This window comes from Mesorhizobium sp. P3_B5 (genome assembly GCF_056402815.1).
The window spans coordinates 39,223-52,041 of sequence record NZ_JBFUGR010000020.1; the positions used below are offsets into that span (position 1 = coordinate 39,223).

12 protein-coding genes are annotated in these 12,819 nt (G+C 61.8%); 11 read left to right on the plus strand and 1 reads right to left on the minus strand.

The features are described from left to right. The first annotated feature begins 307 nt into the window (after positions 1-307). From AC1DVW_RS27880 to AC1DVW_RS27900, 5 genes are read left to right on the plus strand one after another with little or no spacing between them, the layout of a single operon-like run. A complete protein-coding gene (locus AC1DVW_RS27880) occupies positions 308-1,843 on the plus strand; it encodes an ABC transporter substrate-binding protein (RefSeq protein ID WP_477327400.1) in 1,536 nt (511 codons plus the stop codon). A 48-nt stretch (positions 1,844-1,891) separates the two neighbouring features. After that, positions 1,892-2,833: a carbohydrate ABC transporter permease gene (locus tag AC1DVW_RS27885; RefSeq protein WP_477327402.1), complete on the plus strand. Its 942-nt coding sequence runs from the start codon at positions 1,892-1,894 to the stop codon at positions 2,831-2,833. Positions 2,834-2,836: 3 nt separating this feature from the next. Continuing rightward, positions 2,837-3,676 carry a carbohydrate ABC transporter permease gene (locus AC1DVW_RS27890; RefSeq protein WP_477327404.1) on the plus strand — a complete coding sequence of 280 codons (840 nt, stop codon included), beginning with the start codon at positions 2,837-2,839 and terminating at the stop codon, positions 3,674-3,676. 44 nt (positions 3,677-3,720) lie between these two features. Next, positions 3,721-4,779: an ABC transporter ATP-binding protein gene (locus tag AC1DVW_RS27895; RefSeq protein ID WP_477327406.1), complete on the plus strand. Its 1,059-nt coding sequence runs from the start codon at positions 3,721-3,723 to the stop codon at positions 4,777-4,779. Between the two features lie 12 nt (positions 4,780-4,791). Then, complete coding sequence (locus tag AC1DVW_RS27900; RefSeq protein ID WP_477327408.1) at positions 4,792-5,751, plus strand: carbohydrate kinase family protein; 960 nt, start codon at positions 4,792-4,794, stop codon at positions 5,749-5,751. A 1-nt stretch (position 5,752) separates the two neighbouring features. On the opposite strand, the gene AC1DVW_RS27905 is transcribed toward AC1DVW_RS27900, so the two are convergent. Further along, on the minus strand, positions 5,753-6,796 hold the full coding sequence (locus AC1DVW_RS27905) for a sugar-binding transcriptional regulator (protein WP_477327410.1): 1,044 nt from the start codon (positions 6,794-6,796) through the stop codon (positions 5,753-5,755). Between the two features lie 149 nt (positions 6,797-6,945). On the opposite strand from AC1DVW_RS27905, the gene AC1DVW_RS27910 reads away from it, so the two are divergent. From AC1DVW_RS27910 to AC1DVW_RS27935, 6 genes are all read left to right on the plus strand, one after another. After that, positions 6,946-7,725: a hypothetical protein gene (locus AC1DVW_RS27910; protein ID WP_477327412.1), complete on the plus strand. Its 780-nt coding sequence runs from the start codon at positions 6,946-6,948 to the stop codon at positions 7,723-7,725. 127 nt (positions 7,726-7,852) lie between these two features. Then, entirely contained in the window at positions 7,853-8,485 is a 633-nt protein-coding gene (locus AC1DVW_RS27915; RefSeq protein WP_477327414.1) for a hypothetical protein, read from the plus strand. A 228-nt stretch (positions 8,486-8,713) separates the two neighbouring features. Continuing rightward, positions 8,714-10,042: an NAD(P)H-dependent oxidoreductase gene (locus tag AC1DVW_RS27920; protein ID WP_477327416.1), complete on the plus strand. Its 1,329-nt coding sequence runs from the start codon at positions 8,714-8,716 to the stop codon at positions 10,040-10,042. Beyond that, the gene (locus AC1DVW_RS27925) at positions 10,039-11,073 is read left to right on the plus strand and encodes a thiamine pyrophosphate-dependent dehydrogenase E1 component subunit alpha (RefSeq protein WP_477327418.1); all 1,035 of its coding nucleotides are present in this window, start codon (positions 10,039-10,041) and stop codon (positions 11,071-11,073) included. Before AC1DVW_RS27920 ends, AC1DVW_RS27925 begins: the two co-directional genes overlap by 4 nt. Next, positions 11,073-12,071: an alpha-ketoacid dehydrogenase subunit beta gene (locus AC1DVW_RS27930; RefSeq protein ID WP_477327430.1), complete on the plus strand. Its 999-nt coding sequence runs from the start codon at positions 11,073-11,075 to the stop codon at positions 12,069-12,071. The genes AC1DVW_RS27925 and AC1DVW_RS27930 overlap by 1 nt, the downstream gene beginning before the upstream one ends. A gap of 3 nt (positions 12,072-12,074) precedes the next feature. Beyond that, positions 12,075-12,819 (plus strand): biotin/lipoyl-containing protein (locus AC1DVW_RS27935; protein ID WP_477327420.1); only part of this gene is annotated, 745 nt, incomplete at its 3' end.

The window sequence follows — 12,819 nt, forward strand, 5'->3', positions numbered from 1 at the left end:
AGTAACGATGTTCATGTTGGGGGCAAGTTTGCTCCTGCTGAAAATCGGGGAGTTGGGAGGCCCGATCACATGGCTCATAGCCGTTGTACCGCTCTGGAAATTCAACAGGCGTCGCCGTCCGGATTGCTTGCCGGCCGGACAGGATGCGCCGTGATTGGATAGTCGGCGCGGGCCTGGATCGGTCCGTTTTTCGAACCTGGCATCGTCGTCGTCCCGCAAACGGTGCATGATATCTCTGAGCGGGCATTTGGGAGGATTTGCAATGCCTATTGGAACTAGGAAGGATGTGTCGCGTCGGTCGTTTTTGATGTCGACGGCGGCTGTCGGCGCGTCGGCTGTCGCGGTCAGCGGGGTCTCGCTGTTCAACGTCCGGCGCAGCTTCGCGCAGGAAGCGGCCAACCCCGCAGACATTCTCGCCAAGATCAATGTCGGCGGCTACGTCAAGAAGGAATACCGTGACCTCTACAAGCTCGCCGATGGCGACGAGCTGTGGGATCCGGCCAAGGACTGGATCCGCACCGTCGACTGGGAAAAGGTGCGCAGCGAATTCGCCGGAAAGACGGTCAAGTTCGCGATCGGTGCCGCCGACATGGAGTCGGCCGCGGACGGCTTGAAGCCCTTCGAGCAGCTTTCTGGAATGAAAGTCGAACTCGTTCCGATTCCCGACGATTCCATGTACGACAAGGTGCTGGCCGAATTCATCTCGGGCAATGCCAGCTTCGACGCGCTGCAGTTCTTCTCTCCCTGGCTCGGCGACTTCGCCGGTCCGGGCTTCCTCGCCAAGCTCGACGACTATGCCGAGAAGTGGAAGCTGCCGCTTGACGATTTCTATGACACCTATCGCCTCAACTACGGCTATTTCGGCGACAAGGGCCTCTACGGCATTCCCTTCGACTGCGACATCCAGATGGTGCATGTCAGGCCGTCGCTGCTGAAGAAGGTCACCGGCAAGGACGCCGACACCAAGCTGACCGTGCCGACCTATGACGAGATGATCCGTCTGTCGGCCGAGCTCAACAAGGTGGAGAAGGGCGTGGCCGGCGTCGGCATGATGGGCGCTCGCGGTTTTTGGTCCACCTACACCTGGGAGCACATCGCCGCGCAGCATGGCGTCGACCTGTTCAACGATTCCTGGGAACCGGTGTTCAACAGCGACGCCGGCATCAAGGCACTCGAAACCATTCTCGCGCTGAAAGCCTCTTCCGCGGAAGGCGTGGCCGGCTGGGGCTGGGGCGAGAACCGCGCTGCCTGGCTTGGCGGCCAGCTTGCCATGAACATCTCGTGGCAGGATTCCGGCACCCAGGCGACGCGTCCGGACCAGAGCCGCATCGTCGGCGACGTGCTCACTATCTACGAGCCACGCGTGCAGATTGAAGGCGCTCGCTTCGCGCCGCCGAACATCGCCGGATCGACCTCCTGCGTGACCGCCACATCGCAAAACGCGGAAGGCGCCTTCCTGATGCTGGCCTTCCTGACCTCGGCATCGATCATGGCGATGAACGAAGCCAACGCCAACGGTGTCGCGCCGGGTTACAAATCGGTGCTGAAGAACGAAAAGCTGCGCTCGGTATCGCAGCCTGCGGCGGTCTGGGCTGATTCACTCGACTATGCCTGGTGCGCGCCGCGCATCCCCGGCATGTTCGAGATGGAGCAGGCGCTTGGCAACGAGATCAACAAGGCGATCGTCGGTCAGGCGACCCCGAAGGAAGCTCTCGACGCCGGCGCCAAGGCCTGGAAGGAGATCATGACCAAGAATGGCTTCTTCTCAGACAAGGAGCCGTTCAAGTATGCTGCGGTGGCGCCCGCGACCTGGGCCGGCAAGGGCAAGACCCCACCGGTTTGACGGTCGAACGATGCTGACTTGCCGACAGGTCCAGGGAGACTACACGTAATGCAGGACTCCATGGTCCACGACAATACAGGATGGGCGGCTTCGGCCGCCCGTCCCGGCGTCAGGCCCCGGCCCCGGAGCCGGTTGCGCCGCAAGGCGTTCCCCTACCTTCTGGTCGCGCCGGCGATGATCTTCCTGCTGGGGATCACGCTCTATCCCGGCGTCTACGCCATGTATCAGAGTTTTTTCTTCGTCCGCTTCAACAACTGGTCTTTCGCCGGGTTCGATAACTACACCAAGCTTCTATCGGACAATGAATTCTGGCAGGCGCTTTGGAACACCTTCCTGATGGGCGCAATCGCGCTAAGCCTCGAATGCGTCATCGCCATCAGCATCGCCGCTTTCGCCTATCGCGATCCATGGGTGCGATCGTGGCGCATTCTGTTTCTGATGCCGATGCTGTTCATGCCGTCGGCGGTGGCCTTCATCTGGAAGCTCGCCTTCAACGATGGGCGGATCGTCAGCGATCTCCTGATGCGGTTGGGACTGATCGACGGCAATCTGGATTTTCTCGGCTCCATCTGGCTTGCGCGGCTTACTCTGATCGTTGCCGATGTCTGGCAGTGGACCCCGTTCTTGTTCATCATCTTCGTCGCCGCATTGCAGGGCCAGGATGCGGAAATGGAAGAGGCAGCAAGGCTGGACGGTGCCAAATGGCGGCAGATCTTCTGGAACATCTCGCTGCCGCTGATGATGCCGATCGTCGCCGTTGCGCTCATCCTGCGCGGCATCGACATCATCACCATGTTCGCTTCGGTCTTCATCATCACTGGCGGAACACCCGGCGGCGCCACCGAGACGATCAGCTATTTCATCTACCGCATCGGCTTCAAGACCTTCAATTTCGGCTACGCCTCGGCCATTTCCGTGGTCATGCTGGCGATAACGGTCACGGTTGCGCAGCTGTTCGTGAAACGCTTCTTCCGCTCGGGACGGGAATAGAAGATGGCCAGCAAAAGCAAATCGTCGGAGAGCCTGTTCCTGCGCTACCTCGTGCTGTTCGCATGGGCCGTGTTCTGCCTGGCGCCGATTCTGTGGTTCCTGTCCATCGGTTTGCGGCCCCGCACCGAGATCATTGCCGCCGAGCCGATCTACTGGCCGACCTTTTCCCTCGATGCCTGGAACATGATCTGGACCGACTGGCCGATGGGCAACTATCTGCGCAATTCGGTTGTCGCCGTTGTCGGCAGCGTCATCATCGATCTCTTGCTGGCGATCCCGGCCGCCTATTCGCTGGCCCGCTATACCTACCGGTTCCGCGAGGACATCGGTTTCTACATCCTGTCGACGCGCATGATGGCGCCGGCCATCGTCGCCATCCCGATCTTCTTCCTGTTCCGCAATATGGGCCTGCTCGATACGGTCTGGGCGCTGATGCTGATCTATGCGGCGATCAACCTGTCGCTGGTGACCTGGATCATCCGCTCCTACATGCTCGACATACCGCATGAGATCGAGGACGCGGCCCGCACCGACGGCGCCTCGGACCTGCGCATCCTGGTGTCGATCATCGTGCCGATGTGCCTGCCGGGCGTCATCACCGCCGCCGTCATCGCCGTCATCTTCGCGGTCAACGAGTTCCTGTTTACCTTGCTCATTGCCTCTACCAAGAACGCCTACACGCTGTCGGTCGCGCTGGCCAACTTCACCGGCGGTTCGGACGGCATCATCTACAACGCGATCGCGCTGGTCGCCTTCCTCGCCTTCGTTCCGATCATGCTCCTGGTCGTGCTGATCCAGAAGCATCTGTCGCGGGGGCTGACCATGGGCGCGGTCAAGGGCTGATATCAGGCTCGGCCGGCCTGCGAAGAAAAACTGGAAAGACAGATATGGCTCAGATTCAACTGAAGAATGTCACCAAGGGGTGGGGAGCAGTGGTTGGCGTCGACAATGTCGATCTCGACATACGCGATGAGGAGTTCATGGTCTTCCTCGGACCGTCGGGCTGCGGAAAGACCACGACGATGCGGATGATCGCCGGTCTGAACGACCTGACGTCAGGCGAAATCTGGATCGACGACGAACTGGTCAATGATTTCGATCCGCGCGACCGCGACGTGGCCATGGTGTTCCAGAGCTACGCGCTCTATCCGAACATGACTGTGTACGAGAACATCCGCTTCCCGCTCAGAATGCGCGGCGTCCCGAAAGCCGAGCACGACCAGCGGGTGCGGCGGGCCGCCGACATGGTTGAACTCGGGGCCTATCTCGATCGCAAGCCCGGTGCGCTCTCAGGCGGGCAGAGGCAGCGCGCGGCCCTTGCGCGAGCCATCGTCAGGCAACCGCGCGTTTTCCTGATGGACGAGCCGCTGTCCAACCTCGACGCCAAGCTTCGCAACGCGATGCGTGTGCAGTTGAAGCACGTCCAGCGCCAGCTGAAGATCACTACCGTCTACGTCACCCACGACCAGGTCGAGGCGATGACGCTGGCGGACCGGATCGTTATTATGGACAAGGGCCGCATCCAACAGCTCGGCACACCGGACGAGATCTATTCGAACCCAAGCAACACCTTCGTGGCCGGCTTCATCGGTTCGCCGCCCATGAACCTGATCAAGGGTGCGGTGCGCGGCAAACGTTTTTCCGCTCCGGGGATGGAGGTTACCGGTGTGAACCTGCCCGACTCGCAAAGCGTCATTCTTGGCGTGCGACCGGAAGACGCAAAGGTCTCCACCGGCGCTGCCGCCCATCTGAAAGGGACGCTCTACGGACTGGAGCCGACCGGCGACCAGACCTTCCTCTCGGTCCGTACGGAGGCGATGGTCGTCGAGGTGAAGGCCGACCGCGACTTCCGGCAACCGCTCGATACGGCCATCGCCATTGAGCTCGACGTCGACCGCCTCTATTTCTTCGAGGCGGAATCGGGCAATCGCATCCGCGCAAACTGACGGGACATAATGGTGCTCTACGACTACGCCTCCATCGGCTTCTTCACCTTCGATTGCCTCGGCCGTCCCGTGCGGCGCATTCCGGGACCGACCGAATTCGACTTCCTGGAGGAGATCACCATCGCCGTTTCCGGCGCCGCGGGTGCTGCAGCAATCGTCGCGGCGAAATACGGAATGAAAGTGCTGGGCGTCGGTGGTGTCGGCGCCGACGACATGGGCGACTGGGTGCTTGGCAAACTCAGCCGGCACGGCGTCGACACCACCCTGATGCAGCGCATCGAAGGCGTCGGCACCTCGTCGAGCATCGTCGCCGTTCAGGACAATGGTCAGCGGCCCGCCATGCACATGCGCGGCGCGACCGGTTTCTTCGAGATTGCACCGGACCAGTTCGACCGGGTCCTCGATGCCTCGTTCGTGCATATCGGCGGCGCCGGCCTTATGGACCGCATGGATGGCGAGCCGACGGTCGACCTCTTGGCGCGTGCCAAGCAGCGTGGCTGCACGACCACGCTCGACGTTGCATCCGCCCGCCACGAAGACATGCCGATGATCGCCAGGCTGCTGCCGCATGTAGATTATTTCCTCCCGTCGGTCGAGGAGGCGCGCCTGCTCTCGGGCCTGTCCGACACGCGGGACGTGGCGCGCTTCATGCTCGATCGTGGCGTACGCTGTTGCATCCTCACCCTTGGCGAGGAGGGGGCCTACTATCACCACGCCGATGGCACGCGGTTTCACATTCCCGCATTCGAGGTCGAGGTGGTCTGCACCTGCGGCTGCGGCGATGCCTTCAACGCCGGCTTCGTGGCGGGGCTGTATCGTGGGCTTGGTCCGGAAGACGCGGTCACCCTCGCGCAGGCGACGTCGGCGCTCAATGCCACCGGGCTCGGCAGCCAGGCCGGGGTCCGGTCATTCGACCACACGATGGAATTTGCACGGCGCACGAAGAGAAAGACCAATACGCTCGCAGCTTGAGCTACGCTGGCCCGTTGCTCTCCTTCTGGCGCCGCGATCCGCGCAGTTGCATTTTTTCTATCATGCTTGCCGCGGTTACTTCATCGGTGATGAAAACCGTCGGCTCGACCAGCTTCATCACGCCGATCAGCGCTCCAACCTTTTCGGGTCCGCCAGATGCCAGCAGGCGGATTGGCGCCCTGCGCAGCCGGTCGATGCCAACCGACATCACGCGATCGTTGATCTCGTGATCGACAAGGTTTCCGTGCTCATCGAAGAAATGAAACAGCAGATCGCCGATAGCGCCTGCCGAAACCAGCGAGTCGTGCTGTGCGTCCGTCAGATAGCCGACCCGGTAGGAGGTGGCCGTCGATGTCGTCCCGCCGACGCTCAGGAGCACGGCGTCGAGATCCTCGGCCATTTCGAAGATGGTGTTCAGCCCGCAGCGCTCGATCAGGGTGCGCTTGGTCTCGGCGCTGTCGACGATGGCCGGCGCCGGCACCAGGAAGCCCTCACCTTGGAAGAGTTCGGCGAGTTGCCATGCGAACTCGGCCGGATTGAAGCGGCGCGCCTGGATGATGCCGCCGAGCAGCGAATAGACGCGGAACCCAGTCAGAGTTTGACCTTTTATGAAGGGCAGCGTGTTGTAGAGCGTCCTTCCCCAGCCGACCCCGACGCGCATGTTGGATGTCGCGATCTGCGAAATATAGTCGCCGGCGGCAGCACTGATCACGGGCACCGGATCGGCCTGCGGGCTCGACAGCGGCGCCACGATCGCCTTCTGGATGCCGAACAGCTCTTCCAGGCCGCGCTCGAGTTCCGTCGTGTCGGCGACTTTCGCATTGATCGTGATCTTGATTTCATTGCGGGCGCGGGCATCCGCCAGAAGCCTGACTACCGTCACCCGTCCGACGTTGAGGATCGCGGCGATCTCGCTCTGGGTGAGCTGCTCGACATAGTACATCCAGGCGGTCCGGATGCGAACCCGATCGGCCTGGCTCGAGCCACGAACATTCTCGCCAAACAGCATCTCGGGGTCTTTCGTCCCCCGTTTCCTTTGGCGCATGATTGCCCTGGCTCCATCGTTCCGGCCCACCTGTCACAGCCGGAATGCAGGATGCGCGGATGACGATGTCATAGCTTTGCAGGCCATAATTGTCTATCATTCAACGGACAGTACAAAGCAGTCATAGGGACGGGATCATGGCGTCATTCTTGCCGGACGAATTGCGGACAAAGGTGAAGGAGCGTCTGCGCGATGCCCGCTTTCTGGCGCGCGAGATGCGTGCTTCCGCGCGAAAGGGCCAAGACAGCCATGCGTCTGAGGGGATTGACCCTGCTGCGGGCGCAGCCGGCCTGGTGACAGTGATCGCTGATTTCTCCGACAGTGCGCTTTCTGCGCTGGAATCGGTTGCTATTGAGCTGCTGTCGTCCGATCCCAAGGCTCATTTCCGCAGTGCGTCCGCCTATCCGCTAGGCCGGTATTTCGATGGCGACAATGCGATCGCCCAGGGGCTGTTCGCCCGCGACTGCTATTTTGCGGCCAAGCAGATCCTGTTGGCGAAAGGCATCTCGAATCCGCGACTCAGCGAGGAACTCTTCATCGAGGCCCATCGCCTCGTCGCCAGTAGCCAGCGCTCGTTGCCTTCCAGCAAGGCCGCAGCCTCAGATATGTCGCTCGACGATATTGCCCTGCAGGCCGCAGTCATGGCCAGGGCCATCCTTCGCGCCCGTCCGGTCGAGGCGCCCAGGCATATCGAGGATGCGGCCGATGGCCGGCTGCTAGACACCGGCATCTACGTAGCGGCGGCACTCGCCTTGGCCACAGCGGTGGCGAGCTATCATGACGATGTTGCGGCCGACGACGATATCTATACGGGCGTCTGCGCCGCAGTCGACGCACGCTATACGCTGTTCGCGAAAGCCTTGGCAGGCCAGGACCGGCCCGGGGAACTGGCGAGTGTTTTCGCCGATCTGATACCGCATCTTCCTTAGTTGCTCTCAAGAAAGGGCAGGGCGGATCGGGGTTGCTTGAACCTTTGCCTTTTCATTGAAACACATGTACATGTCGATTGCCTCAGAACCTGAGCAGACATGTATCCGCCAGGAATGGAACAAGACAATGGACCTGACGCCGAAGGACAAATTGTCTTCGATACCGGACCTCCGCCATCGGCTCAGGCAATTGCGTTGGTTTTCCAAGGCGTTCCGAAACAATGCGGAACTGGTGGAGGCGCATTTCGGCTTTACCTATCGGATCGATGAAAAGCTGTTGAACCAGGTCTTCTTCGACTGGCTCGCCGTAATCGACGCACAGGACGATTCAGCAGCGGCTGACCGGGCCGACTACATCGTCTTCGTTGCCGGGCTCGCCCTGCGCGAGCTGATTCGCACCAAACCTGCGGTCATGGTTTCCGACGCTGGCGCGGGGCCGGTGGACGATCAGGCCACGCTTGAGATCGCGCGGTTCTGGCCGGAAGGTTTTCTGTTCACGAATTTCTGTGTCTGTGCCATCGCCGCCGTTCAGGAACAGGAATTCGGCGTGACACGTGATCTCGAAAAGGCCGCCTCCGATCTGCGAGTCTGGTGGTCCTATCGGGAGAACGCGGCGCAGGATCCGAGCATGTCAATCGCGTTCCTTGACCAATTCGTCGGCTTGGAGCCGAACTGGCTTTTTCCCGCAATGGCGCAGGAGCGGGCAGCGATAAAGAAAGCCCTAGGCGCCTCCCGCGACGCCATGCTCGGTCGCTCGTAGCCTTCGACGTAAGGTCGTCAAGATCCGTTTTCGCTCGCTCGTCGCTTCGGTTTTTGAAGCGGTAACCACGGTTTGCCGAGGTGCTTGTCCCAAGGCTTGCGGTGACCATCGCCTTGCGTTTGCCATATTCGATCTTTGCGACGAAGATTTGTACATTCGTCTTGATATGGAGACAGATGTTCAGTATTTGTCTGACCGGAGGCAAGTCGCCTATGGGAGGATATCGCAATGACCATCAACGTCGCGCCGACCGGCCTTGCGCGCGATCTTTCCGAGCGCGCCAAATCAGGCAAACCGATCCGCATCGGGCTGATCGGCTCCGGTGAGATGGGTACCGATATTGTCACCAGGGTCGCCCACATGACCGGCATTGAGATCGGAGCGATCTCGGAACTCAACCTGCCGGCGGCGACCAAGGCGGTCGACATCGCGTATCAGGAAACCGGCCATTCACGCGAAGTCTCCAGCGCTTCCGCCATGACCGCGGCGATCGAGGCCGGTGAGGTCGCGGTGACTGCCGACGCCGACCTCATCATCAACAGCGGGCTGATCGACGTGGTGATCGACGCCACAGGCGTTCCGGCCGTCGGCGCCGAATTCGGCTTGCGCGCCATGGAGCATGGCAAGCATCTGGTGATGATGAATGTGGAGGCCGACGTCACCATAGGCGCCTATCTGAAGAGCGAGGCTGACCGGCTCGGCGTCACCTATTCGCTCGGCGCCGGCGACGAACCATCCTCTTGTATGGAACTGATCGAATTCGTCTCGGCCATGGGGCACCCGATCGTCGCCGCCGGCAAGGGCAAGAACAATCCGCTCAACATCGATGCGGTCCCACACGACTATGCCGAGGAGGCGGCGCGCCGCCACATGAACGTGCGCATGCTGGTGGAATTCGTCGACGGCTCCAAGACCATGGTCGAAATGGCAGCGATTGCCAACGCCACCGGGCTGGTGCCCGACAAGCCCGGCATGCATGGCCCAGCCGCAACGCTGGGCGAGTTGTCGAAAGTGCTGGTGCCGCAGAGGGATGGCGGCGTGCTGTCGAAGGTCGGTGTCGTCGACTATTCGATCGGCAAGGGCGTCGCTCCTGGTGTCTTCGTCATCGCCGACATGTCGCATCCGCGCATCTCGGAGCGCATGGAAGATTTGAAGATGGGCAAAGGCCCGTATTTCACCTTTCATCGCCCGTATCACCTGACCTCGCTCGAGGTGCCGCTGACCTGCGCGCGCGTCGTCCTCTACGGCAAGGCAGACATGGTTCCGCTGGCAACGCCAGTGGCTGAAGTCTGCGCCGTCGCCAAGAAGGACATGCAGCCGGGCGACAAGCTCGATGCGATCGGAGAATATTGCTATCGCGCCTGGATCATGACAGCGGCGGAAGCGCGGGTGGCCAGGGCGGTCCCTTGCGGCCTGCTTCAGGGCGGCTCCGTGACCTCACCGATCAGCAAGGGCGATCTCATCACCTATGCCAACGCAGCGCCCGTTCCCGGCTCGAAGATCGCCGAACTCAGGGCGCGGCAGGACAAGCTCGTTTACGGCGACAAGGGAGCATGACTATGGCCAGGAAAGCCGTGATGGAAAAGGCGGTGCCCACCAATCTGCCCTTCGCCTACCGGCAGTATGATGCCGGGCAGTTGAAGGAAGTGCTGCGCAAGATGTACCTGATCCGGCGCTTCGAGGAGGGCGCCGAGGATTGCTATACGCGCGGCCTGATCCACGGCACCATGCATTTGTCGATCGGACAGGAGGCGAGCGCCATGGGCATCTGCATGCCGCTTGCCGAGGATGACCAGATCACCTCCACTCACCGCGGCCACGGCCATTGCATTGCCAAGGGCGCCGAGGTCAAGAAGATGTTCGCCGAGTTCTTCGGCAAGACCACCGGCTACTGCAAGGGCCGCGGCGGCTCGATGCACATTGCCGACGTCGCCAAAGGCAATCTCGGCGCCAACGGCATCGTTGCTGGCGGCATCCCGATCGCCGTTGGCGCGGCACTGTCGGCCAAGCGGCTGAAGACCGGCAAGGTCGTCGTATCGTTCTTCGGCGACGGCGCCAACAATGAGGGCGCCTTCCACGAGGCATTGAACATGGCGTCGATCTGGAAGCTGCCGGTTATTTTCGTCTGCGAGAACAACGGCTACGGCATGTCGACATCGACTGCGCGCTCCACCGCCGTCAAGAACATCGCTGACCGGGCGGCCGCTTATTCGATGCCAGGCGTCATCGTCAACGGCAATACGTTTACGGAAGTCGCGGAAGCGTCGCACGCGGCGATCGAGCGGGCCCGCGCGGGCGAAGGACCGACGCTGATCGAGTCCAAGACCTACCGCTATCGCGGTCACTCCAAGAGCGATCGCAACCGCTATCGCACCAAGGAGGAGATCGAGGACTGGATGTCGAACCGCGATCCGATCATGCTTTTTGAAGCCGAATTGAAGGAGTTCGGCATCGTCGACGACAACGGCATCGAAGCGGTGCGTGAGGCGGTGCGACAGGAAATCGCCGAGGCCATCGAATTCGCCAGGGCGAGCCCCGCTCCCGAGATCCGCGACCTTCAGAACTACGTCTATACGGAGCTGGCGTGATGGATGCGATGGTGCGCGAACTGAGTTACGCCCAAGCGATCCAGGAGGCGATGGCGATCGCCATGGAAGCCGACGAGCGCGTCTTCCTGATGGGCGAGGACATCGGCGTCTATGGCGGCGCCTTCCAGGTCACGGGCGATCTGGTCGAGCGCTTTGGGACCGACCGCGTCATGGATACGCCGATCTCGGAACTCGGCGGCGCCGGTGTCGCCGTCGGTGCAGCAATGACCGGGTTGCGGCCGATCTTCGAGTTCCAGTTTTCCGACTTCGCCACGCTTGCCCTGGAGCAGATCGTCAACCAGGCGGCCAAGATGCGCTTCATGCTGGGCGGAGAGGTTTCCGTGCCGCTGGTGATGCGGTTTCCGGCCGGCTCAGGCACAGGAGCTGCCGCCCAGCACAGCCAGAGCCTCGAAGCCTGGCTCGGCCACGTGCCGGGGCTGAAGGTTATCCAGCCAGCGACGCCCTATGATGCCAAGGGCATGTTGCTGGCCGCCATCGCCGATCCCGATCCGGTGATGATTTTCGAACACAAGCTGCTCTACAAGATGAAAGGGCCGGTGCCGGAAGGCTATTACACGGTGCCGATCGGCAAGGCCGACATCCGCCGCGAGGGCCGCGACCTGACCATCGTCGCCACCTCCATCATGGTACACAAGGCGCTGGAAGCGGCACAGGCGTTGGAGGCCGAAGGCATCGACATCGAGGTGGTCGATCTCAGAACCGTCCGGCCGATGGACAAGCAGACGATCATCGACAGCGTCAAGAAGACCTCGCGGTTGCTTTGCGTCTACGAGGCCGTCAAGACACTGGGCGTCGGCGCCGAGGTCAGCGCGATGATCGCCGAGAGCGAGGCGTTCGATTTCCTCGATGCGCCGATCGTGCGGTTGGGCGGCGCCGAGACGCCGATCCCCTACAATCCCGAGCTGGAAAAGGCGACGGTTCCGCAGGTGGTGGACATCATCGCCGCGGCACGCGATCTCGTCAGGGGAGTACGATAGCCGATGCCTGTCGAAGTCATCCTTCCCAAGGTCGATATGGACATGGCGATGGGGCAGATATCACGCTGGTTCGTCGCCGAGGGCGCCACCGTCAAGCAAGGCGACGTGCTGTTCGAGATCGAAACCGACAAGGCGGCGATGGAAATCGACGCACCGGCCAGCGGTACGATCCGCAATATTGTCGGCAAGGAAGGGATCGATATTCCCGTCGGAGAGGCTGTCGCCTGGATATATGCAGCAGGCGAGGATGCGGGCTCCGCCGTGACGGCGAAGACCGAGCCCATGCGGGATAATGCCCCTCTTGTGGGGGAGATGTCGACGACTTTGACAGAGGGGGGCGCTGTCCCACCAGCCACAGAAAGCGAGACTCACCCCTCCGGCCCGGTTATCTCCGCCACATCGGATGAGATCAGCCAATCGTCAGGCGCCGTCCGCGCATCACCCTTGGCCCGTCGCATCGCCAAGGACGCTGGTGTCGATGTGGCGGCCGTCACCGGCACCGGCCCGCATGGCCGCGTCGTCAAGGCCGATGTCGAGGCAGCGATTGCCGGTGGTGGCGCCAAGGCGGCTCCGGCTGCGAAAGCAGCGCCTGCTGGCGCTCCGGCTGCTGCGGCACCAGCACCGAAGGCAATGTCGGACGAGCAGGTGCTGAAACTGTTTGCCGAAGGCTCCTACGATCTCGTCCCACATGACAATATGCGCAAGACCATCGCGCGGCGGCTGGTCGAGGCCAAGACCACCATCCCGC